The sequence below is a fragment of the Rossellomorea sp. DUT-2 genome, assembly GCF_052665285.1.
In genome coordinates this window covers 467223-492082 of the sequence record NZ_JBQPEO010000002.1, presented here as the reverse complement: position 1 = coordinate 492082, position 24860 = coordinate 467223, and the positions used below count along the sequence as shown (strand labels likewise).

Genomic DNA, 24860 nt, shown 5'->3' with positions numbered 1-24860 from the left:
TAAGGAGGGTTCCTCATTGGGTATTGAAAATATGAAAATGCCTCAGCTAGGGGAAAGTGTTACAGAAGGTACAATAAGTAAATGGTTGGTTTCACCTGGTGATACCGTCAATAAATATGATCCGATTGCGGAAGTTCAAACGGATAAAGTAAATGCAGAGGTGCCATCATCTTTTACGGGTACCATCAAAGATTTAATTGCTGACGAAGGAGACACTCTTGAAGTCGGGGAAATCATTTGTTCGATTGAAGTGGAAGGTGAAGGTTCTGCACCTGCTGAAGAAACTCCGAAAGAAGAGCCTAAGACAGAGGCGGATGAAACACCTCAATCAGCACCTAAAACGAAGGCTCCAAGTAAAGATAGCGGGAATAAAGCAAGGTATTCTCCGGCAGTATTAAAGCTATCTCAAGAGCACGATATTGACCTGAATCAAGTGGAAGGCACTGGAAACGGCGGCCGTATCACTCGTAAAGATCTTAAGAAAGTCATTGAGTCAGGTAATATTCCAAAAGCAGGAGATGCTCCGGCACCTAAGGCTGAAGCTCCGGCTCCTCAGCTAGCGCCTGTGAAAGAGCAAGCCGTTCAACAACCGGCCAAGCAATCGGCACCTGCAACAAACGTTCCTGTTGTACCTGGGGATATTGAAATCCCGGTTTCGGGAATTCGTAAAGCCATCGCATCCAATATGGTTCGCAGCAAGCATGAAGCTCCTCACGCATGGACAATGATGGAAGTGGATGTTACAAACCTTGTTGATTACAGAAACTCACTTAAAACGGAATTCAAACAGCGTGAAGGTTTTAATCTGACATTCTTCGCATTCTTTGTGAAAGCTGTTGCGCAAGCCCTTAAAGAGTATCCGCAAATCAACTCTATGTGGGCAGGGGACAAGATTGTTCAGAAGAAGGACATCAACCTTTCCATCGCAGTGGCCACAGATGATGCACTATATGTGCCTGTGATTAAAAATGCAGACGAAAAGACGATCAAAGGAATTGCAAGAGAAATTACTGAGCTTGCCGGAAAAGTCCGCAGCGGTAAATTAACTTCTCAAGATATGCAGGGAGGCACATTTACGGTTAACAATACCGGGTCATTTGGTTCAGTACAATCGATGGGGATCATCAATTATCCTCAAGCAGCGATCCTTCAAGTGGAATCGATTGTGAAGCGTCCAGTGGTCATGAATAACGGAATGATCGCAGTTCGTGATATGGTGAACCTGTGTATGTCACTTGATCACCGTGTACTTGACGGATTGGTATGCGGAAGATTCTTGCAGCGGGTGAAAGAAATTTTAGAAAACACATCAAAAGAAAACACATCTGTATATTAATAGTGACAAGGACTTACCCTGGGTGGTTAGTCCTTGTTTTTTTCTGCTTCTGGATAGAAAGAATTACAAAAACTGAATGGCAGGCCCAAATATTCGGGGAATAAAGGAGAATTATAACTGGAAGAATATCCCGGGTGATAAATTCTTTACTGTTTATAGGTAGTTTTCCGAGAGCTTTCAAGATAAAATTCCCTCCTATGTCTTCTCTCTCATTTATTTCTTACTTAATCTGAAAAAGTAGGGATACTCCATCCTTTTACCCTAAATGATGTACGTTGTTATCCAATATATTCCTGTAGTTATATAATCTGTGCGACTATATGCATACATGAAATAAGCGGGAGGGTGACTTTTCTATTAATTACTGAATATTCAGATTTAATCCGACATAAACTTACAACATTTTACATTAATATTGGTTATCTTTGGTTTAACAACTACTTTTTACCAAGTAGTGAATCAGGGAGGTGTCGGGTTTACCGAAGGAATCAAAAATTACTGGGAGGGAATTAGATGACAAGTAGAAAGCGTAAGGCAAGATGGTTATCCATTGTACTCACCTTAGTAATGTTTGTCCCATTACTGTTTCCATTCAATGCAGGGGCAACGAATACCTCACAATCAGCTCTGGCTAAAGAAAAACCATCCACTTCAGCAAGCGAAAGCGCAAAGGTAAGTCCACAATCAAAGATCACATCGAAACTACATGATCAATTCAAGAAAGATAAGCACGTCACATACTTAGTGAAGTTCAAGGAGCAGCTTGATACGGAGGCTGTAGCTAAGAAGGCTGCTGAAAATGCGAAAAAGCAGAAGCTGTCTGCTAACAGCAAAAAATTACTGAAACGAAATATGGTCGTTTCCGAGCTTCGTGCCACGGCCCTTGAATCTCAAGCAGAAGTAAAAGAATACTTAACGAAACAGAAGAAGTCCGGTGCAGTAAAAGAAATAAAAGACTTCTATGTTGTAAACGGAATGGCCGTTACTTCCACAAAAGAAGTAATGGATAAAATTTCAACATTTGCGGAAGTTGAGAAAATCTTGCCGAATGAAACACGTCAACTCATTCAACCGGCAAAAGCTGAAGCTTCAGCCAGCGTTGCAGAAAAAGAAGTCCAAAACAGTCCGGCATCCATTGAATGGAATATTGACAGGGTTGGTGCACCGGCGGTTTGGGATATGGGAATTGATGGAGCAGGAACCGTTGTAGCCTCGATTGATACAGGTGTTCAATGGAATCATCCGGCTTTACAGGAAAAGTACAGAGGGTATGACCCTCAAAATCCTGATGCCCCTGATCATGAATTTAGTTGGTTTGATGCAACAGCCGGGCAAAGTGCGCCTTATGATGATCAAGGCCACGGTACGCATGTTACAGGAACAATGGTTGGTGCAGAACCTGACGGCAGCAATCAGATCGGCGTCGCTCCGGGAGCAAAGTGGATTGCTGTTAAAGCATTCACGGCTAATGGAGGAACAGATGTTGATTTATTAGAAGCGGGAGAATGGATTCTTGCTCCAAAGGATGCTGAGGGCAACCCGCATCCGGAAATGGCTCCAGATGTTGTCAATAACTCATGGGGTGGCGGTGCCGGTCTTGACGAGTGGTACCGGGATATGGTGAACGCCTGGAGAGCGGCCGAAATATTCCCAGAGTTTTCTGCAGGTAATACAACACTATTTAATCCTGGTGGCCCGGGTTCAATTGCTACTCCTGCAAATTACCCTGAGTCATTTGCAACGGGAGCCACTGATATTAATGACAACCTAGGAAGTTTCTCACTACAAGGTCCTTCTCCTTACGAGGAAGTTAAACCTGAAATATCCGCACCAGGAGTGAATATTCGATCTTCAGTACCAGGAAGTAACTATGAAGGTGGATGGAATGGTACATCAATGGCGGGTCCTCACGTTTCTGCAGTTGCAGCACTGTTGAGACAAGTGGATGCAAGTTTGACGGTTGACGAAATGGAAGAGATCTTAATGTCAACTGCTGTTCCATTGACTGACGGTACCTTCCCTGAAACGCCTAATAATGGATATGGTCATGGATTGGTTAACGCCTTCGATGCCGTTTCATCCGTTATGAGCGGAATTGGAAAGGTTGAAGGGCAAGTTTCAAAAGAAGGCGATGACACTGAAGCTCCAGTAATCAGTCATGAAGCCCCAGGTGAAGCATTCGAAGGAATGGATTTGCCACTACAAGCAGATGCAAGTGATAATGTGAGCGTAACGAATGTTTCATTACATTATCAGAATCAGGATGGTGCTTGGGAATCTGTTGAAGCAACAAGATCTTCAGGTGACTATACATCAGGAACTTATGAGGCAACCATTCCTGGAGAAGCACTGACAGGAGAAAGTGTTACTTATAAATGGGTGGCAATGGACTTTGGCGGAAATGAAGTAGAAACGGATGTTTATTCCGTCACTCTTCTTCCGGGAATCACAGTTGGATATGAGCAGGACTTTGAGACTTCTCCAAGTGGCTGGAATTCTTATGGTCCAGGAAACAGCTGGGAGTGGGGTGTACCTGTCAATGGTCCAGGTGCCGCTACTTCAGGAGAAAAGGTATATGCAACAAGTCTGGATGGTACGTATGACAACAGTGCCAACATGTCGCTGCAAATGCCTCCGATTGATTTACCAGAAGGCAGTAGCTTCTTGCAATTCAAGCAGTGGCATGAACTTGAAAGAAACTATGATTACGGTCATGTGTTTGTATCCACTGATGGTGAGACGTGGACACAGGCGCTACGTGTAAATGGCAATACGGATGGCTGGATCGACGGAGAAGTGGATCTAAGTCAATATGCCGGTCAGCGCGTCTACATCGCATTTAATGTTACAACAGATGGAAGTGTCGTGAAACAAGGCTGGTATATCGATGACGTTAAGCTAAGTGGAGAATCGATTCTTCCAGCTAAAAAGATGAACCTTGGATTGAAATCGAAGGATGAGAAGTCATCATCCGTTTCAAAGAAACCGAGCGTAAATCCGACTAAAATCAAAATGGCTAAACAAGTAAGCAAAGAAACTCCTGTTGAAGGAAACGTACCAGGGCCAGTGCTTCTTCCATTGCAAGCAGAAGTAAGTGTACTGGAAACAGGACGTTCGGTATATACGAACCCTGCCAATGGTTCGTACCAAATGACTCATTCAGCCGGTGAGTTTACGCTACAAGCTTCAACCTATGGTTTCAGATCAGAAACACAAAGTGTAACGATTGAAGCAGATCAAACATCCAACGCCAATTTTACACTTGAAGAAATTCCTCAAGGAAATATTACGGGAACCGTAACAAATGAAGTTTCTGGAGAACCGGTTGAAGGGGCTACCGTCTTCTTACTTGAAGATGCTGTTGTGGAGCCGGTGGAAACGAATGAAAATGGTGAATATGAACTGGAGGCATATGAAGGTGAGTACACCCTTAAAGTAGTTGCACCTTACTACTATAGTAAGGAAATGACTGTAACGGTTGAAGGTGGAGAAGTCTCAAATGCCGATGTTTCATTAGAGCCTTTCATCGGGTATCCTGGTGAAATTGGTTACGATGATGGGACAGCTGAAAACGCCCGTGCATTCTATGATGCAGGTAATGGCTGGGCTGTGAAAATGTCTCTTGAAGAAGGCAATGAAACAGCATTGGTTACAGGTGGGTTATTCCGCTTCTGGGATACAGAATGGCCAGTGCCAGGTGGAACAGAATTCCAAGTTGCCGTTTATGATGCATCTGGTCCAGACGGTGCTCCTGGTAAGAAAGTGGCCGGTCCGTTTGATGGGACTGCTTTACGTAACGGAGAATGGACACATGTAGATCTAAGCCAGCATGGCATCATGGTGGACGGTGACTTCTACATGGTTTACATTCAATCAGCTCCAAATCCGAATGCACCAGGACTTGGAACAGACGAAGACGGGGAATATGCAGCGAGAAGCTGGCAATACGTTGGAGGTGCATGGTCACAAGCACCAGAAGATGAAGGGAACTATATGATTCGTGCAACAGTGAATTATGAAGTCACTGCACCAGTCATCACATCACCGAAAGATGGATCTTTCACTAATCAGGATTCGGTTACGGTTGAAGGGACTTCTGCCCCGACCACAACGGTTCACCTCTTTAATGGTGACGACGAAGTGGCAACTGCAGAAACGACTGAAGATGGTACCTTCTCTGCCGATGTTTCCTTACATGATGGAGAGAATTCAATTACAGCGAAAGCAGCAACCGAACAAGGGATGACAGGACCATCCGAGCCTGTGACCATCACCCTTGATCAAGTGAAGCCTGAACTTGCTATCACGTCTCCTAAAGAAGGCATGAAAACGAATCGTGAAGCCATCACCGTAGAAGGAACGATTGTCGATGAAAACCTCGCCTGGGTAAAAGTAAACGGCGAGAAAGCTTCTGTAAGTGATGGGAAGTTCAGTCATAGACTGCTTCTGAATGAAGGAGAAAATGTCATCCAGGTAGTAGCGAAAGATAAAGCTGGAAACAAAAAGAAACAAAGAGTGACTGTCTTTGCTAAATTTGGTGACATCGCTGTTGAAAATCTTCTTCCTGCTGAAGATAAAGAGCTGAAGAATGGTGAATCGGTTAAAATCGAATTTGACAGTGAGCCTGGTTTAGATGCTACATTTGTCATCCAAATGCCACTGACAAATGCCGGATCCCAAGTAACAAACGCAAATGAGCTTCCAATGATGGAAACATCAGAAGGTCACTACGTCGGTTACTATACAGCCACTTCAAATGTAAAAGCACCTGGAGCACTTATTGAAGTGAAAATTTCCGATGATTATGGAAATGTCACTACAAAACGTGCAGAAGGTAAGTTGTATATCAATACAAAAAAATAAACCCTAAAGGAAGAAGAGTCGCCCCCGTCGACTCTTCTTTCTTTGTGGCTCTTTTTGCAAAGATTGTTGCTTTCTAGCATAGAATTTGCAAGGGCTCTGTCAACCAGGTTTATGCTGGATGGTGAGGGGAACTGCTCCGCTTGCAGCTAGCTAGCGTTCGGCCGAGCCTCCTCAGCTTCGCTTCCGGGGTCTCGGCACGACCAAAATCCGCCGGAGTATGCGCAGTTCCCCTCACCATCTTTAACAGAATTTTCATGACAGAGCTTCAACGTGTGCAAGAAGAAATGTAACAAGAAAAAATAATCCTTCTTTCTAAAAAAGGAAAATCAATCTCTACTTACCTTAAATGAGCTTGTTTGCTAAATTCTTGTTTTAATTGTTTCCATTAAGGATACATGCTCAGACAGTTGATTGGAGCGGAAGGAAGCTCGACTCCTGCGGGAATAGCTGGACAGGTGAGACCCCGGAGGCGTAGCCGAGGAGGCTCACCGCCAGCCCCGCGGAAAGCGAGCATCCTGGAGCGGAAATCAACTATTACTTTCTTCTCTACAATAGCAACAAACTATACGAAAAGAGCCTTCTTTTTTGATTCATTTACCAGAGAGATTGAAGAAATACGTTTTTTTTTATATACTAAAATAGTATTAGTATAAACATTTCGAATTTTCAATGAGCACTCATGCTGGTTTAGTAAGAGTGAAAATGTAAACGATTACAATCATGCAAGTCGAAAGAGGGGTATTATGAAGCTTAGTGATATGAAAGAACAATCATTCAGTCGACGAACACTTACAGAATGGCAAGAAGCAGCTGAAAAAGCATTAAAGGGAAAAGGGATTCGTTCCTTACATACAAAAACCTATGAAAATATTGAACTTAAACCGTTATACACGAAGGATGATTTACCTGGGGTAGATAGGGTGAAAGCTTATATCCCTAATGTTGAAGGGAAGTTGGAGCAGGCTCCAAAATGGTTCATCGCTCAACCGGTCAAAAGGGGATCCTGGGAAGAACTCACTTCATCAATGAAGGATGCATTATCCCGGGGACAGAACTGTGTTTCATTTGAAGTAGGTGACTTAGACATAACAGAAGGCTTCGATCAATTCATAAAAGAAGTCGTTGAGTTAGAGACCCCTGTCTTTTCCATTGAAAAAAAGACAGCTTTCTCTATAGAGCGAATGATGAAAATTTCTGAACTGAAGGAAATCAAAGGTGTGATGGGCTTTGATCCGATAAATGAAAATCGGGAGCATGTGTTTGAAGATTGGTTGGAGGTTGTAAAAGAAGTAGATGAGCATCTGCCTAATTTGAAGACCATCATCATTAATTCTGCCCTCTATCATAATAGTGGAGCAAGTGCCACGCAGGAATTGGCATACGGACTGAGTGAAGGGATCGCTTATATTGAAACACTTCAAGAAAAGGGATGGACCATTGAAAAAATTGCCGGGAAGATGCATTTTCACTTTTCAGTAGGAAGCCATTTCTTCATGGAAATAGCCAAAATCAGAGCCTTTAAGAAATTGTGGCAAGAGGTATTATCCTCTTATGGACTTTCGGAACAAGCGATTGCGAATTCTGTTAGCTGCAGTGGAGAAACGTCTCAATTGAACAAATCCACACTGGATCCGTATGTCAATATGCTTCGCGGGGGTGGAGAAGCGTTTTCTGCGGTTCTTGCAGGAGTCGATTATCTTCTTGTTGCACCGTTCAATGAAGTGAGTGGGGAAGCGAACGCATTTTCTGAGAGAATTTCCCGGAATACTCAACTGATCCTCGGCGAAGAGGCTCATCTGGATAAAGTGGTGGACCCTGGAGGCGGTTCTTATTATGTGGAATGGTTATCAGAAGAGGTAGGGAAGAGTGCATGGAAGGAATTTCAGGACGTTGATGGGGATGGGGGAATTCTTGCCTGTCTGAAGAATGGTTCCATTCATGAAAAAATAAATAGAGTGAGAGAGTCCCGCATCCATGATTTAGCCACAAGAAAGAACTCGATGATCGGGACGAATATCTATGCGAATCTTGAGGAACCATTTCAAGCTCCATCATCAAATGTGGGTGAGCGTTTGTCACTTCCTTTTGAAAGATTAAGAGAAAGGGCATGTAAGCTGGCAAGGAAACCGGTGGCAGGCTTAATAGGTTTAGGGAAGTTGAAAAACCATAAGCCCCGGGCTGATTTTGTGAAAGGATTTTTAGCAACGGGGGGCATTCATTCGAATCAAAGTAAAGAATGCTTCTCTAAGGAAGATGTACTTCAATATGTGGAAGAAACCCGTTATCCATACTATGTCGTTTGTGGAACAGAGGAAGAATATCAAGGCAAACTGCCCATGCTGATTGAGTCCATTCATCATATTGATTCGACCATTGTGATTGACCTGGCAGGGAAAATACCTGATGAGCATGAGTGGGTTCGCTTCGGACTGAATGGATCCATTTACAATAAGCAAAATATACTTAAAAAAGTAGATGGGCTATTAACCATCTGGGAGGAGGGAACTGACAATGACAAAGCCTGATTGGCAAGAAATCAACCCTTATTCAAAAGAAGCGGGAACGAATGATGTTTCTCTAACAGGCAGCACCTATGAGACGAATGAGAAGATTGTCATTAAATCTCTTTATTCAGAACAGGACTCAAAGGATATATCCCATGGAGAAGACCTTCCAGGCTTGGCTCCTTTTACAAGGGGACCGTATCCGACGATGTATGTGAATCGTCCTTGGACGGTAAGGCAATATGCAGGATTTTCAACAGCAGAAGAAAGCAATGCGTTTTATAGAAGAAACTTAAGTATGGGTCAAAAAGGCTTGTCAGTCGCTTTTGATTTAGCTACTCATCGTGGCTATGATTCAGATCATCCCCGGGTGGTAGGAGATGTAGGGAAAGCGGGGGTGGCCATTGATTCGATTCTGGATATGAAAATTCTGTTTGATGGAATACCTCTTGATCAAATGTCTGTTTCCATGACGATGAACGGAGCGGTGCTGCCCATCCTTGCATTTTATATCGTCACGGCAGAAGAACAGGGCGTTTCGCAGGAGAAACTGTCCGGTACGATTCAAAATGATATTTTAAAAGAATATATGGTGCGGAACACCTATATTTATCCTCCCGAAACATCCATGAAGATTATTGCTGATATTTTTGAGTATACGTCCAAACATATGCCGAAGTTTAATAGCATCAGTATTTCCGGATACCATATGCAAGAAGCGGGAGCGCCTGCCGATATAGAGCTTGCTTATACGCTGGCAGATGGTCTTGAGTATGTGCGTACCGGATTGCAGGCAGGGATCGATATCGACTCCTTTGCACCAAGACTTTCATTCTTCTGGGCGATTGGCATGAATTATTTCATGGAAGTGGCCAAAATGAGGGCGGCACGGAGAATCTGGGCGAAAATGATGAAAACATTCAGTCCTGATAATCCGAAATCGTTGGCGCTCAGAACCCACTCCCAGACATCAGGTTGGAGCTTAACCGAGCAGGATCCGTATAATAATGTCATTCGCACATTGCTTGAGGCCCACGCGGCTGCTATGGGTCATACGCAATCCCTTCATACCAACGCATTGGACGAAGCGATTGCCCTGCCGACAGACTTCTCTGCGCGGATCGCACGTAATACACAGCTTTACCTTCAAGAGGAAACCGGTATTACGAAAGTGATTGATCCATGGGCCGGTTCACATTATGTTGAATCCTTGACCGATCAGTTGATGGAGAAGGCCTGGGAGCATATCGAAGAAATCGAAGAGCTTGGCGGGATGACCAAGGCGATTGAAACCGGGTTGCCGAAAATGCGGATTGAGGAAGCGGCTGCGAGAAGACAGGCAATGATTGATTCGGGGGATGAAGCGATTGTCGGGGTAAATAAGTATCGCCTGGACAAGGAAGACCCGATTGAAACGCTGGACATTGATAATACAGTTGTAAGACAAAAACAAATAGCGCGTATTCAAATCCTTAAAGAAGAACGAAATGAAGATAGAGTAATCGAAACGCTCGAGGCATTAACGCTGGTAGCAGAAACAGGAGAAGGAAATCTTCTTGAAAAAGCGGTAGAGGCAGCGAGAGCACGGGCGACACTGGGAGAAATATCTGATGCCATTGAAAAAGTATCAGGACGACATAAAGCAACGATCAGGAGTATAAGTGGGGTGTACAGCTCGAATTTTTCAAATGAACAAGAAATCAACGTCGTGAAAGAGATGACAGAAGAATTTTTAGAAAACGAAGGAAGAAGACCTCGGATCCTTATAGCGAAGATGGGACAGGACGGGCATGACAGAGGTGCTAAAGTGATTAGCACGGCGTTTGCAGACCTTGGGTTTGATGTGGATATCGGACCACTGTTCCAAACGCCTGAAGAAACGGCGTTGCAAGCAGTTGAAAATGACGTGCATGTCATCGGTGTAAGTTCATTAGCCGCAGGACATAAAACACTACTGCCTCAACTGGTAGGGGAGCTAAAGAAATTAGGCAGAGAAGACATTCTCGTTGTCATTGGTGGAGTGATTCCGGCTAAGGATTATGACTTCCTATTGAATAACGGAGCTTCTGCCGTTTTTGGACCAGGGACGATCATACCCGTTGCTGCCCAAAAAGTCATCAAAGAAATTTATGAAGTGCTGGGCTATGAGGAAGTGACTGAATAATGGCAGAGCATGATTCAGGGCGAAAAAAGCGGTTTGTGAAGAAGAAAAAGGATTCTGTATCGATTACCGAATTAAAGGACGGGGTCTTAAATGGAGACCGTAGCTACTTGGCGAAGGCCATCACGCTGATTGAAAGCAATGCAGAGCAGCATTATGCCATGGGTCAGGAACTGTTGCAGGAGCTCCTGCCCTATACGGGTAAAAGCTTCCGAATCGGCATTACAGGTGTGCCGGGAGCAGGTAAAAGTACATTTATAGAATCGTTCGGGGAGATGTTATGTGAGCAGGGCCTCCGAGTTGCCGTCCTTGCGATTGATCCCAGCTCTTCCATTTCCGGGGGCAGTATTCTGGGGGATAAAACAAGGATGGAACAATTAGCGAAAAACCCCCGTGCTTTTGTAAGACCTTCCCCCACTGCAGGAACACTTGGTGGAGTACACCGGAAAACCAATGAAACGCTCCTCTTATGCGAAGCGGCAGGATATGATCTGATGATCATTGAAACCGTTGGAGTGGGTCAAAGCGAAGTGATGGTGAGGCAAATGGTGGATTTCTTCCTCCTGCTCGTCATCACAGGAGCCGGGGACGAGCTTCAAGGAATGAAAAAGGGGATCATGGAGCTTGCCGATGCCTTACTTGTCAACAAAGCGGATGGTGAGAATAAACCTCTGGCTGAGAAAACAAGAAGAGAGCTGAACCAGATCCTGCACTTTTTGATTCCCGCTACCAAAGGATGGAGCTCAAAGGCTTATACCTGTTCTGCCTTGAAGAATGAGGGATTAAATGAACTGTGGAATGTTATTCAACAGTTCGAGAAGCAAACAAAAGAACAGGGAGTCTTTGAAGAAAGACGACTTCTCCAAAAGCAGGAATGGTTTCATACGATGTTGAAAGAAAGGGTTCTCTCAGACTTCTTTTTTCATCAAAGCATAAAGTCTGTCCTTCCTCATATGGAAAAGCGTGTGAAAGAAGGAGACTTTACGACTTCTCAGGCAGTAGAAGAATTGCTAAAGCGATATAAGGATGCAATTCATTGACATGTTTAGTTAATTTTAATTGAAACATAGGGATTGAAATTGTTATGATAGGGGTACATCAAAATTCCTGTTTTTATGGAGAATGATTAAGTCAACGATTAAAAGGAGAGTTCAAGCATGGATATAGATTTCAATTTATTTATGAATGATGTTGTTCGCCAGGCTCGTCAAGAAATCGAACAAGCCGGTTATACTCAGTTAACAACCGAAGAAGAAGTAGATCAAGCTTTCACTAAAGAAGGTACGACACTCGTGATGATCAACTCCGTTTGTGGTTGCGCCGGAGGAATCGCACGTCCAGCAGCAGCTCATTCCGTTCATTATGATAAACGACCAGATCAATTGGTAACGGTTTTCGCCGGCCAAGATAAAGAAGCCACTGCGAAAGCGCGAAGCTACTTTACCGGCTACCCGCCATCTTCACCGTCATTTGCTCTATTAAAAGACGGAAAGCTATTGACGATGGTAGAACGACATGAAATTGAAGGTCACGACCCAATGTCGGTTGTGAACAAAATTCAATCTTACTTCGATCAGTATTGTGAAGAAGTATAAGTAAGATGAAAATAGCCCGTCAGGTTTCTCACAGGTAGAGTGAGGAGCTTGACGGGTTTTTTATGTTGGTTGGAAGCTGGGAGTTGGGATGTTCCTTTTTTTACCAAAATGCGCAATTCCTTATTAAAATGACGCAAATAATGGAAAAACGACGCAATAAATTAAATAATGACGCAATTCCCTCCCAAAATGACGCAATTAAGGATTATGAAGGGGGATTTGATCCTTAAATTGCCGAGAAGCTTTATCCATATCCAAAATCTCCATTAAAATGATCCTTCTTTACCGGATTCATACTCAATTCCTCTCAATTATTAGTGAAACTTACCTCAATTGTGACAGCCAGAAGTTTCGACGACGCTCAATTCAACTATTAATGCATATAATTCGAATAATATTCATCCTTCTCTATTTACTCTACCTTATAAAAACTTAATAAAAACCACTTTAATTTTCAGAAAATATAAACATTTATCTATAATTATAAAAACTATTGAATAAATATTTATCTCTGCTACAATACGAATATAGTAATTAATATACATTATATATTATATTTATACATTAAAATCGAGGAGGAATTACAATGAAAAAGATATTATCCCTTATATTATTAATGATCCTATCTACTAGTCTTGCAGCTTGCGGAGCAGGAGAAGAGAAGGCGGCTTCGGGTGAATCAAAGAAACTGATCATGGGGACGTCAGCTGATTATAAACCTTTTGAATATGTCGACACGGCCAACAGTAATGAAATCATCGGATACGATATTGACCTTGCCAATATGCTCGCAGATGAAATGGGGTACGAAATCGAAATCAAGGATATGGAATTCAGCGGATTGATCTCAGCCCTCAAAACCGGCCAGGTGGATTTTGTGCTTTCTGCCATGACGCCAACTCCGGAGCGACAAAAGAACGTTGACTTCAGTGAAGTCTACTACACGGCGAAGGATATGATCATCTCGACAAAAGAAAGCGGAATTCAAAGTGAAAAGGATCTTGATGGGAAAACAGTAGGAGTGCAGCTTGGTTCCATCCAGCAGGATGCAGCAGAAGAACTTTCAAAGTCGATTCAATTAGAAGTGGAGACCCGTGACCGTATTCCTGAACTTATCCAGGATTTGCAAAATGGACGTTTTGACGCCATCATCATCGAAAATACGGTAGCAAACGGCTATCTGGACAAGAACGACGAGCTTCAAGGAAATACGATGAATGTAAATGAAGAGGAGGCCGGTTCTGCAGTCGCTCTTCCAAAGGACAGCGAGCTGACAAGTGAATTCAATGACGCATTGAAGAAGCTCAAAGACGCGGGAGAATTGGATAAACTCGCTGAAAAGTGGTTTGACGGAGAACAGTAGATTGATTAAGGGCTAACCCATCATCGGTTAGCCCTTCCTATTTAACAGTACGATTGGAGGAGAATATAATGCCACTTGATTTTCAACAACTGATCCCTTCGATTCCTTTTATTTTGGAAGGATTGAAGGTCACTCTTAAAATTGTCGGGTTAGCAGGAATACTTGGATTCCTTTTCGGTATTCTGCTTGCTCTTTGTAAAATAAGTTCGATCAAACCTTTAACATTACTTGCAGATATTTATACATCGGTATTTCGGGGGACTCCTTTAGTTCTACAATTAATGATCATCTTTTATGGTTCCCCTCAGCTGTTTGGAACTCAGATTGAACCGTATACAGCAGCCATCCTTTCTTTTTCCCTTAATTCAGCTGCCTATATTTCCGAGATCATCCGTGCAGGAATCAATGCAGTGGATAAAGGTCAAAAGGAAGCGGCCATGGCCCTTGGGGTTCCATATCGTTTGATGATGAAAGACGTGATTCTGCCTCAGGCCATTAAAAACATCCTGCCTGCCTTAATGAACGAATTTATCACCCTTACGAAGGAATCTGCCATCGTCACTGTTATCGGGGCCGCCGATGTGATGAGACGTTCGTATATGGTAGGTAGTGATTTGTATTCCTTTTTCGAACCACTACTATTTGCGGGACTGATCTATTATGTGCTTGTCATGGTTCTGACCTTATTAGGGAAAGCGCTGGAAGGGAGACTACGTGGAAATGATTAAAGCAGAAAAGATTACAAAGTCGTTTGGAAAGCTTCAGGTATTAAAAGGTATCGATTTTTCCGTGGAAAAAGGGGAGGTTGTCGCATTGATCGGTCCTTCCGGTTCCGGGAAATCCACTCTTCTCCGCTGCCTGAATTATTTAGAGGAGCCAACCTCAGGATCGATATACTTTGAAGAAGCTGTTGTGAAAAGCAAAACTATAAGCAAAATGAGACAAGATATAGGCATGGTATTTCAGCATTTTCATCTTTTTCCTCATATGACAGCGTTGGAAAACGTGATCTACGCTCCAGTGAAAGTGAAGGGGCTGAACAAAACAGAAGCTAGAAAATTAGGGACGGACCTCCTGACAAAAGTCGGTTTGAAAGAAAAATGTGATGAATACCCAAACCGTTTATCAGGAGGCCAAAAGCAGCGTGTGGCGATCGCAAGGGCACTTGCCATGGAACCGAAAGTGATGCTTTTTGACGAACCGACATCTGCACTGGATCCGGAAATGGTCAAAGAGGTGCTGGAAGTCATGAAATCACTCGCTCATTCAGGGATGACGATGATCATTGTCACCCATGAAATGGGCTTTGCCAGAGAGGTGGCAGACAGAGTCTTATTCATGGATGATGGAAGGATTGTCGAAGAAGGAGAGCCTCTTCCGTTTTTCTCGAACCCGCAAAGCGATCGGGGAAAAGAATTCTTAGAAAAAATACTTTAGACGATGGAAGGATTAGCGAACCGTTTCGTTAATCCTCCTTTTTATGTTCAAGGGGAATTATGGTATTCTAAAGTAGCTAAAAAAAGAAAGAGTTAGGAGAAAAGTGAATGTTTCGAATCGGGTATCGAACACTTAAGACTGGGATCGGCACAGCGGTTGCGATCAGTATTGCACAGTGGTTTCAGCTGGATAACTTTGTATCAGCCGGGATTTTGACGATACTGTGCATTCAGAATACGAAGAAGAAATCGGTTAACGCGTCATGGAGCCGTTTCCTGGCCTGTGTGATCGCCATGGTGATTTCGGCTGCGTTCTTTGAGTTCATTGCCTATCATCCTGCCGTAATCGGCTTGTTATTACTCGTGTTCATTCCGATTACGGTAGCCCTGAATATCAAAGAAGGAATCGTCACCAGTTCCGTTATCATTTTACATATTTATTCGGCAGGTAACGTGACCCCCGGCCTTTTTCAAAATGAATTAGGAATCATTGTGATTGGGATCGGGATCGCTCTTATTATGAATTTGTATATGCCAAGTGTTGATAAAGAGATGATCGAATATCAAGAAAAGATTGAATCCAATTTCTATAAAATCTTTTGTGAAATGATCAACTACCTGCGAACAAACGATAGCCAATGGGATGGAAAAGAAATCACTGAAACAGAACAATTACTTAAAGAAGCGAAGACCATAGCATTCAAAGATGTTGAAAATCACTTTTTACGACATGAGAACTTATATTATTTGTATTTTAAAATGAGGGAAAAACAGTTCGAAATCCTACAGCGTATTTTACCTATTGCGACATCGATCTCATTGACGGTAGAACAGGGACATCGGATTGCAGAATTTCTGGATGAGCTCAGTGATCACATACATCCGGGAAACACGGCCTTGTTTTATTTGAAAAAATTGTATGATATGAAAGTGGAGTTTGAACAGATGGATTTACCGAAGACGAGGGAAGAATTTGAAACCCGCGCCGCTCTCTATCAATTTGTTCAAGAGATGGAGCAGTATCTTCTTCTGAAAAGTTCGTTTAAAGGAATAAAGAAGGATGAAAATGATCAAAAAGAAGTAAACTACACCTAAAACACGAAAAAAGGTGATAGGATGCGTATACTTCTTGCCATTATCTTGTTCGCTTCTCCCATATGGCCTCTTGGAAGGAATCCACTGCCCGGGGATCCGTTTATTATCGTGAACAAGGAAAGTAACCAATTAGCTTACATGGATGACGGGAAGATTCAGCGCACATTCCCGGTAGGAACAGGGAAAACGACGACCCTCACCCCTGAAGGACTCTTTAATGTAACAGTCAAAGCCAAGAACCCTTATTATCGCAAGAAGAATATCCCCGGTGGAGATCCGCGTAATCCATTGGGTTCGAGATGGATCGGGTTTGACGCGTTGGGGACAGATGGAAGGATCTATGGAATCCATGGAACGAATCAACCTTCAAGCATAGGCAAATATATCTCAAATGGATGCATCCGAATGCACAACAAACATGTCGAATATCTGTTTGATCAGGTGCCGGTCGGAACAAAGGTTCTAGTCGTCAAATCGAACAAAAGCTTCTATCAGCTGGGAAAAGATTACGGTGCGATAAAATAAAAAGGATCTGCTAATCGACCCGGTCGAAAAGCAGATCCTTTATTTTTCTATTATAATAAGAAAGTCAGTCCCGCCATGATCGTCGATGCAACCATCGCAAACAACATGACAAATACAATTATTTTTTGTAATTTTTTATTACCCATTGTATCTCTCCATTCTTCATCTCACCTTAAAGAGGCGATTTTCAACTCTATTTTAACGTGAATAGTGAGAGAAAACAACCATTGGCATAAAAGAAAACGCTTTAATTATTCGCGGGATTAGGAGGGGATTCGACAACATTTATCGAATACTATACGGGTGGAGCATGTAAACAACAGGGGGATGATAGGGATGAAAAAGGTAGACCATATCGGTATAGCAGTATCATCAATAGACAATGTTCTTCCATTTTACGAAGATACTCTTGGGCTTTCACTCGTCAAGATCGAAGAAGTGGGAAGTCAAGGTGTGAAAGTAGCATTTATTGATGGTGGAAATATTAAGCTTGAATTACTTGAACCATTACATAAGGAAAGTCCGATTGCCACGTTCATCGAAAAAAAGGGAGAAGGCATTCACCATATCGCCTTTGGTGTTGAAGGAATTGAAGAACGAATCAAGGAACTGCAAGTGAGTGGAGTCCGAATGATCAACGAAACGCCAAAACCTGGGGCTGGCGGAGCTGCTGTTGCCTTCATGCATCCAAAGTCAGCGCACGGTGTACTATATGAACTATGTGATAAATCAAACATCAAAGGGGAGTAACATAATGGATATCTATGAAAAAATTAATGAATTGTATGATCGCAGAAGAGAAGTAGAATTAGGCGGCGGAGATAAAAAAATAGATAAGCAGCACGAAAAAGGAAAACTGACGGCGAGAGAACGAATTGATATTTTAGTGGATCCGGGCAGCTTTGTTGAACTGAATCCATTCATTGAGCATCGCTGTTCAGACTTTGGACTGGATGGGGTTCAGGGCCCTGGAGATGGAGTCGTTACAGGTTATGGAAAAGTAAATGGAAAACCCATCTACTTATTTTCTCAGGATTTCACCGTATTTGGCGGCGCATTGGGGGAAATGCATGCAAAGAAGATTTCAAATGTCATGGATCTGGCAGTCAAAAATGGTGCGCCTTTCATTGGTTTAAATGATTCTGGTGGTGCAAGAATTCAAGAAGGAGTCGTTTCTTTAGATGGATACGGACATATCTTCTATCGAAACTCCATTTATTCTGGAGTGATTCCACAAATCTCCGTGATCATGGGACCTTGCGCAGGGGGAGCGGTTTATTCACCGGCCATCACGGATTTTGTGTTCATGGTAGACGATACGAGTCAAATGTTCATCACAGGACCTAAAGTAATTGAAACAGTCACGGGTGAGAAGATCAGCTCAGAAGATTTAGGCGGTGCGAAGGTCCATAACTCCATCAGCGGAAATGCTCATTTCAGAGGGAAAACAGAAGAAGAGGTGCTTCTCGAGGTTCGAAGGCTATTAGCGTATTTACCCCAAAATAATGAGGAGAAGCCTCCTCGTCTGGAAGTGGATGGAGAAGATGACTATCGTGGGAACTTAACGGACCTGATTCCATTCGATGCTATCCGTCCGTACGACGTCCGTACGGTCATCAATGAAATTGTGGATGAAGACAGCTTTATGGAGGTTCAGAAAGAATTTGCGAAAAATATCGTCGTAGGTTTGGCCCGGATCAAAGGAGAGGTCGTAGGACTTGTCTGTAATCAGCCGAAATTCATGGCAGGAGGACTCGACATTGATTCCTCTGACAAAGCAGCCCGTTTTATCCGTTTCTGTGATTCCTTCAATATTCCGTTGATCACCTTTGAAGATGTAACAGGCTTCTTTCCTGGAATCAAGCAGGAGCATGGCGGTATCATCCGTCACGGTGCGAAAATCCTCTATGCCTATTCAGAAGCGACGGTTCCAAAAATGACGGTGATTTTACGAAAAGCCTATGGAGGTGCCTATGTTGCCCTAAACAGTAAGTCCATCGGGGCTGATTTAGTTTTTGCATGGCCTAATGCAGAAATTGCCGTCATGGGTCCACAGGGAGCAGCGAATATTATTTTTGCAAGGGAAATTGCAGGCAGTGAGAATCCTGAACAGCTCCGGGAGCAAAAGATTGAAGAGTACCGTGAGAAATTCGCTAATCCATATGTGGCAGCGTCCCGTGGTATGGTGGATGACGTCATTGATCCTCGTGAAACCCGGATCAAATTGATTCAAGGATTGGAAATGATGAGAAATAAACGGGAAGAGAGACCAAAGAAAAAGCACGGAAATATTCCATTGTAGAAGCGATACCATTTGTTGAACCCGCCTATTCACGCTATACTATAGAAGTGAATACATAATTGTGGAGGTCGACTAAATGATTAATCATGAACGTTTACTAAATGAATTCCTGGAATTGGTTCAAATCGATTCTGAAACGAAAGAAGAAGCGGAAATCGCGAAAGTACTAAAGCAAAAATTCTCTGACTTGGGTGTAGAGGTATTTGAAGATGACACGATGGGCGAAACGGGCCACGGTGCCGGAAACCTGATCTGTACGCTGAAAGGAAACAAAGAAGGCGTGGATACCATCTACTTCACTTCCCATATGGATACAGTTGTTCCTGCGAAAGGGGTTAAGCCAACCCTTAAAGATGATGGCTATATTTACTCTGACGGCACGACCATTCTTGGAGCCGATGATAAAGCGGGTCTTGCAACGATGCTTGAATCTGTACGCGTACTTAAAGAGAACAATATTTCGCATGGTGATATCCAGTTCATCATTACAGTAGGGGAAGAATCAGGATTAGTCGGAGCGAAAGCACTGGATTCAACTCTTGTAAAAGCGAAATACGGTTTCGCCCTAGATAGTGATGGGAAAGTCGGAAATATCATCGTGGCCGCTCCTACACAAGCGAAAGTGAGAGCGACGATATATGGGAAAACAGCACATGCCGGGGTAGCTCCTGAAAAAGGCGTTTCTGCCATCACGATTGCGGCTAAAGCGATTTCCAAAATGCCACTCGGCCGCATCGACGAAGAAACGACTGCAAACATCGGACGCTTTGAAGGTGGAAAAGCAACGAACATCGTATGTGAACAAGCGGATATCCTTGCAGAAGCACGTTCACTCGTCCCTGAAAAAATGGAAGCTCAAGTAGAAAAGATGAAAGCTGCATTCCAATCCGTAGCAGAAGAAATGGGTGGAAAAGCGGAAGTTGAAGTACAGGTGATGTATCCAGGCTTCAAATTCAAAGACGGTGACGAAGTAGTCGAAGTGGCAAAACGCGCCGCGAAGAAAATCGGTCGTCCAAGCGAGCTTTTGACAAGCGGAGGCGGAAGTGACGCCAACGTCATCGCAGGTTTCGGAGTGCCGACGGTCAATTTGGCAGTAGGATACGAGGAAATCCATACGAAGAGCGAAAGAATGCCCGTTGAAGAACTGAACAAGCTCTCAGAAATGGTTGTAGCAATCATTCAAGAGGTAGCTGGGGAATAGAAAAGCGGAGGCGGCTTGCTCAGGCCCGACAAGCATAAGATGAATCTGGCGGAAAAGCGTTTTTTGCCTTTTTGCCAGATTTAACTTATGACCTCGAGGGCCTAGCCGCCGGAGCTGGACAAAAAGAAAAGCGGAGCTGGACAGCTCATCGATACATTCAAATGTCCGCGTTCAAAGGTTCCCCCTTTGAACGCGGACATTTTCTTCTTTTACCTAACCTTTCTAAAATATGGTACATTAATAGTATACATATCAGAAGTTTAAGAGGGGACGTTATACAATGCCGAAAGTAGTTGTTTTTCATGCTGGAAAAGAAGAATATGCTCTACCGATTGAGAACGTAGTGTCGATTGAAAAAGTGGAAGAAGTGAGAGCCATTCCTCATCTGCCTTCATTTGTCCATGGACTTGTAAAGGTAAGGGGAGAGCTGATCCCTGTCCTGGATTTAGCAAATATCCTTTATAACACGAATGCAGATGCAGAAACAGGAATGTTTCTTCTCGTCGTTCACACAGAAACAATGCAGATCGGTTTGGTCGTAAAGGAAGCGAAAGAAATTCTCGAAGTACCGAATGACTCCTTTACAAACGTAGGTTTACTTGCGTATTCAAAAACAAACTATTTCTCAGGAATCATCAATCTTGAAGACTCGCTCATCACCCAGATTGACCCCGATGTTTTAATAAAGAGTTTAGAAGGTATTAGAGAGATAAAGGATTACGTGAACGAGCAAAAAACCCATCAAAATTAGACAAAGAAAGCCGCGATTTAAATGAACTCACATTATCCAAAAAACGGACGAGTGATCCTTCATGTGGATATGAATAGCTTTTATGCCTCTGTTGAGATGGCTTTTGACCCTACATTGAGGGGCAAGCCATTAGCTATTGCCGGGAATCCCCAAGAGAGACGAGGCATTATCGTAACATGCAGCTACGAAGCGAGAAGCTTCGGAGTAAAAACGACAATGCCTCTTTGGGAAGCCAAAAAACTGTGCCCCGAGCTCATTATCATGACACCTAACTTTGACCGTTACCGCGCAGCCTCCAAAGGAATATTTGATATCCTCAGACAATATTCAGAATTAGTGGAGCCCGTCTCGATTGATGAGGGATATCTGGATATCACGGACTCCTTTGAAAAAGGAACTCCGTTACAAATTGCGTCAGACATTCAATCCCAAATTAAAGGTCAACTCGATCTCCCCTGCAGCATCGGGGTTGCCCCTAACAAATTCCTGGCGAAAACCGCCTCAGATATGAAAAAACCCATGGGAATCACCGTATTAAGAAAGCGTGATATCCCTGAAAAGCTTTGGCCCCTTCCTGTCATCCAAATGCACGGCATTGGACAGAAGACCGCCGAAAAGCTCAATTCGTTCGGTATTCATACCTGCCATGACCTCGCTCATGCAAATGATATACAGCTGAAGTCAGTGCTTGGAATCAATGGTCTACGTCTCAAAGAACGCGTCAACGGGATCGATAGGCGAAGCGTGGACCCTGATTCGATCTATGATTATAAAAGCGTTGGAAACTCCACTACTTTACCAAAGGATACAACGAACCAACACGAGCTGTTAATGGTTGTAGAGAAACTATGTGCAAAAGTGTCGTCACGCCTGCTGCAGAAAGACGTTCTGGGGATGACCATCCAGCTCATGATCAGGGATAAATTCAGAAAAACCATTACTAGAAGCAAGAAGCTGGAAAATCCGATATATAAAAAAGAAGATTTATTTCATTATGCGAAAGACTTATTGTTGAAGCACTGGGATGGAGATCCCGTAAGACTTTTGGGGGTCACCGCCCAGGATATAGTGGAAAAGAGTGAAGCAACCGAACAACTGGACCTATTCTCTTATAAAAAGGCTGCAGAAAAGGAACCGCTTTATAATGTATTATCACAGCTTCAGGAAAAGTTCGGGAAAGATTCCATCTCCCAAGGAATAAAAGGGAAGAACAAGAAGAAGACCTTTGACTCTAAACAGGACACAAGCTTCAACAAAGACTTTCTGAGGGAATGACCCAGGATGAAAGAGGACACCTTAAGGTAGATAGCGAACACTTCAAACGGATTATTTGCATCACCACACTATTCTTGTTAGATTGAAATAGAGTGCGAAATACAGATATTGAAAAACGAATCAACAGGAGTTTTCTACATAATGTTGATAGTTTTAAAAAGGTGAAAACCAGTATTCTATAAATGAAAGGATGTTAATTCATGTCTCAAGAAATTGGTGTTATCGGTTTAGCCGTAATGGGTAAAAACTTAGCTTGGAATATTGAGAGCAGAGGGTATTCTGTTTCTGTATATAATCGTTCCCGTGAAAAAACGGATGAAATGATAAGTGAATCTAAAGGAAAGAATGTCGTTCCTACATATACGATTGAAGAATTCGTTAATTCCCTGGAAAAGCCTAGAAAAATCCTCTTGATGGTGAAAGCAGGAAATCCAACTGATGCAACCATTGAACAATTAAAGCCGTTCCTGGAAAAAGGGGACATTCTGATTGACGGAGGAAATACGTTCTTCGAAGATACGCGCCGCCGCAATCACGAACTAAGCGAATTAGGTATTCACTTTATCGGAACGGGTGTCTCCGGTGGAGAAGAAGGTGCTCTTACTGGTCCTTCCATCATGCCTGGTGGACAGAAGGAAGCGTACGACCTAGTCGCTCCTATCCTGAAAGACATTGCAGCTAAAGTCGATGGAGACCCTTGTACGACGTATATAGGTCCTGATGGCGCGGGTCACTATGTGAAAATGGTGCACAACGGCATCGAGTACGGAGATATGCAGCTGATCGCAGAATCCTACTTCCTGATGAAAAATGTCCTGGGCTTAAGCGCCGAGGAACTGCATGAAGTGTTTGCCGACTGGAATAAAGGCGAGCTTGATAGTTATCTCATCGAAATCACAGCAGATATCTTCACGAAGAAAGATGAGGAGACAGGAAAACCGATGGTCGATGTCATCCTGGATAAAGCAGGGCAAAAGGGTACAGGAAAATGGACAAGCCAGAGTTCATTAGACCTCGGTGTTTCCTTACCGATCATCACTGAGTCTGTCTTTGCCCGTTTCATCTCAGCCATTAAAGATGAACGTGTGAAAGCAAGCAAAATGCTGAAAGGACCAGACACGAAACCATTCCAAGGCGATAAAAAAGCGTTGGTTGAATCAATCCGTAAAGCTCTTTACATGAGCAAGATTTGTTCGTATGCTCAAGGATTCGCACAAATGCGCTCTGCATCTGATGAGTACAAATGGGATCTTCAATACGGGGATATCGCAATGATCTTCCGCGGAGGATGCATCATCCGTGCTCAATTCCTGCAAAAGATCAAAGAAGCTTACGACCGTGAATCAAATCTTTCAAACCTTCTATTAGATCCTTATTTCAAAGAGATCGTAGAAAGTTACCAATATGCACTTCGCGAAGTCATCAGCGTAGCCGTCCAAAATGGTGTACCGGTACCCGGCTTCTCTGCCGCACTGTCTTACTACGATAGCTACCGTACAGAAACCCTTCCTGCAAACCTGATCCAGGCTCAGCGTGATTACTTCGGTGCCCATACGTATGAGCGCGTCGACAAAGAAGGTACTTTCCATACTGAGTGGATGAAATAATCAGTTGAGTATAACCCCTTTCCTATTAGGAGAGGGGTTTTTATTTTTGAAAGATATATAAAACATTCTATCGTATGAGAGAGGTGGGATATGATACCATAATATTACATAAGAAAAGCAGGCCATTCATGTGGGTGAAATCAAAAGGGAACTACTTAACACATAATGAATGAAAGAGATATATATTTGAAATTTCAACGATATGTTACAGAACATGAGGGGGAATAGAGTTCTGGACCCTCTCATTTTTCAGGTTATCAAGGAGTGATTTTCAGTGCCTACCATTGAAATAAGAAGACCACGAATAGAAGAGCAGGAAGAACTGAATCAATTTTTTTCTACAGTCATAAAGCATACCTTTGCCATAGAAGGTCTAGCGGAGCTGTTTGATGACATCGAAAGTGAAATAGAGAGCAAGAAACAATACTTAAAAAATGACTTGGACACTAGTGGGACGAACCGATACTTTCTAATCGCTTCAGAAAAGAACGATGACATCATCGGCACCATTGAATACGGTCCTGCCAGTGAACTGATTCGCACCTGTACTGACGGGGCATTGAATGAGATATATGAAGTCGGAACGGTGTTTGTGCATCCCGATCATCAAGGGCGTGGTGTAGGGACATTACTATTAAATGTCATGTTCCTTACTTTTCTAAACAAAGGAATCCAGGAATTCTGTCTGGATAGTGGTTATGGCGTTGCCCAAAAGATATGGATGAAAAAATTTGGGCAGCCTGATTATTGGCTGAAGGATTATTGGGGTAACGGGTCTGATCATATGATATGGAAGAAATCGATGAAAGATGTTTCCATCAACTTCAGGTCGTGAGTTTGCTGGAG

Annotated in this window: 19 protein-coding genes; 18 read left to right on the top strand and 1 reads right to left on the bottom strand. The window is 43.1% G+C overall.

From position 1 onward, the window contains the following. The first annotated feature begins 16 nt into the window (after positions 1–16). The 11 genes from ACOSV2_RS08215 to ACOSV2_RS08165 all read left to right on the top strand — a co-directional run bounded on the left by ACOSV2_RS08215 (position 17) and on the right by ACOSV2_RS08165 (position 16878). Positions 17–1336: a dihydrolipoamide acetyltransferase family protein gene (locus ACOSV2_RS08215; RefSeq protein WP_428974703.1), complete on the top strand. Its 1320-nt coding sequence runs from the start codon at positions 17–19 to the stop codon at positions 1334–1336. A 513-nt stretch (positions 1337–1849) separates the two neighbouring features. After that, entirely contained in the window at positions 1850–6199 is a 4350-nt protein-coding gene (locus ACOSV2_RS08210; RefSeq protein ID WP_428974702.1) for a S8 family serine peptidase, read from the top strand. A gap of 743 nt (positions 6200–6942) precedes the next feature. Then, the gene (locus ACOSV2_RS08205; RefSeq protein WP_428974701.1) at positions 6943–8724 is read left to right on the top strand and encodes a methylmalonyl-CoA mutase family protein; all 1782 of its coding nucleotides are present in this window, start codon (positions 6943–6945) and stop codon (positions 8722–8724) included. Further along, positions 8711–10867: a methylmalonyl-CoA mutase gene (gene scpA / locus ACOSV2_RS08200; protein WP_428974700.1), complete on the top strand. Its 2157-nt coding sequence runs from the start codon at positions 8711–8713 to the stop codon at positions 10865–10867. Before ACOSV2_RS08205 ends, scpA begins: the two co-directional genes overlap by 14 nt. Then, positions 10867–11904 carry a methylmalonyl Co-A mutase-associated GTPase MeaB gene (gene meaB / locus ACOSV2_RS08195; RefSeq protein ID WP_428974699.1) on the top strand — a complete coding sequence of 346 codons (1038 nt, stop codon included), beginning with the start codon at positions 10867–10869 and terminating at the stop codon, positions 11902–11904. The genes scpA and meaB overlap by 1 nt, the downstream gene beginning before the upstream one ends. A gap of 117 nt (positions 11905–12021) precedes the next feature. After that, positions 12022–12459: a BrxA/BrxB family bacilliredoxin gene (locus ACOSV2_RS08190; protein WP_113967527.1), complete on the top strand. Its 438-nt coding sequence runs from the start codon at positions 12022–12024 to the stop codon at positions 12457–12459. A gap of 586 nt (positions 12460–13045) precedes the next feature. Continuing rightward, positions 13046–13822 carry a transporter substrate-binding domain-containing protein gene (locus tag ACOSV2_RS08185; protein ID WP_428974698.1) on the top strand — a complete coding sequence of 259 codons (777 nt, stop codon included), beginning with the start codon at positions 13046–13048 and terminating at the stop codon, positions 13820–13822. 68 nt (positions 13823–13890) lie between these two features. After that, positions 13891–14550, top strand: a complete 660-nt coding sequence (locus ACOSV2_RS08180) for an amino acid ABC transporter permease (RefSeq protein WP_299738251.1) — start codon at positions 13891–13893, stop codon at positions 14548–14550. After that, positions 14543–15259: an amino acid ABC transporter ATP-binding protein gene (locus tag ACOSV2_RS08175; RefSeq protein WP_428974697.1), complete on the top strand. Its 717-nt coding sequence runs from the start codon at positions 14543–14545 to the stop codon at positions 15257–15259. Before ACOSV2_RS08180 ends, ACOSV2_RS08175 begins: the two co-directional genes overlap by 8 nt. Positions 15260–15366: 107 nt before the next feature. Continuing rightward, positions 15367–16353: an aromatic acid exporter family protein gene (locus ACOSV2_RS08170; RefSeq protein ID WP_428974696.1), complete on the top strand. Its 987-nt coding sequence runs from the start codon at positions 15367–15369 to the stop codon at positions 16351–16353. Positions 16354–16374: 21 nt separating this feature from the next. Then, entirely contained in the window at positions 16375–16878 is a 504-nt protein-coding gene (locus tag ACOSV2_RS08165) for a L,D-transpeptidase (protein ID WP_428974695.1), read from the top strand. Between the two features lie 50 nt (positions 16879–16928). On the opposite strand, the gene prli42 is transcribed toward ACOSV2_RS08165, so the two are convergent. Next, entirely contained in the window at positions 16929–17024 is a 96-nt protein-coding gene (prli42, locus tag ACOSV2_RS08160; protein ID WP_428974694.1) for a stressosome-associated protein Prli42, read from the bottom strand. A gap of 190 nt (positions 17025–17214) precedes the next feature. Here prli42 and mce point away from each other — a divergent pair, with 190 nt between their 5' ends. The 7 genes from mce (at position 17215) to ACOSV2_RS08125 (ending at position 24849) form a co-directional block, all read left to right on the top strand. Further along, positions 17215–17628 carry a methylmalonyl-CoA epimerase gene (gene mce / locus ACOSV2_RS08155; RefSeq protein WP_428974693.1) on the top strand — a complete coding sequence of 138 codons (414 nt, stop codon included), beginning with the start codon at positions 17215–17217 and terminating at the stop codon, positions 17626–17628. A gap of 4 nt (positions 17629–17632) precedes the next feature. Next, a complete protein-coding gene (locus ACOSV2_RS08150) occupies positions 17633–19180 on the top strand; it encodes an acyl-CoA carboxylase subunit beta (RefSeq protein WP_428974692.1) in 1548 nt (515 codons plus the stop codon). A 76-nt stretch (positions 19181–19256) separates the two neighbouring features. After that, positions 19257–20381 (top strand): tripeptidase T, encoded by a 1125-nt coding sequence (locus ACOSV2_RS08145; protein WP_113967540.1) that lies wholly within the window; start codon positions 19257–19259, stop codon positions 20379–20381. 280 nt (positions 20382–20661) lie between these two features. After that, positions 20662–21132 (top strand): chemotaxis protein CheW, encoded by a 471-nt coding sequence (locus ACOSV2_RS08140; RefSeq protein ID WP_428974691.1) that lies wholly within the window; start codon positions 20662–20664, stop codon positions 21130–21132. Positions 21133–21153: 21 nt separating this feature from the next. After that, on the top strand, positions 21154–22407 hold the full coding sequence (locus ACOSV2_RS08135; RefSeq protein WP_428974690.1) for a DNA polymerase IV: 1254 nt from the start codon (positions 21154–21156) through the stop codon (positions 22405–22407). A gap of 200 nt (positions 22408–22607) precedes the next feature. Then, positions 22608–24014: an NADP-dependent phosphogluconate dehydrogenase gene (gndA, locus tag ACOSV2_RS08130; RefSeq protein ID WP_374054247.1), complete on the top strand. Its 1407-nt coding sequence runs from the start codon at positions 22608–22610 to the stop codon at positions 24012–24014. A 274-nt stretch (positions 24015–24288) separates the two neighbouring features. Then, on the top strand, positions 24289–24849 hold the full coding sequence (locus ACOSV2_RS08125; RefSeq protein WP_428974689.1) for a GNAT family N-acetyltransferase: 561 nt from the start codon (positions 24289–24291) through the stop codon (positions 24847–24849). Positions 24850–24860: the final 11 nt, after the last annotated feature.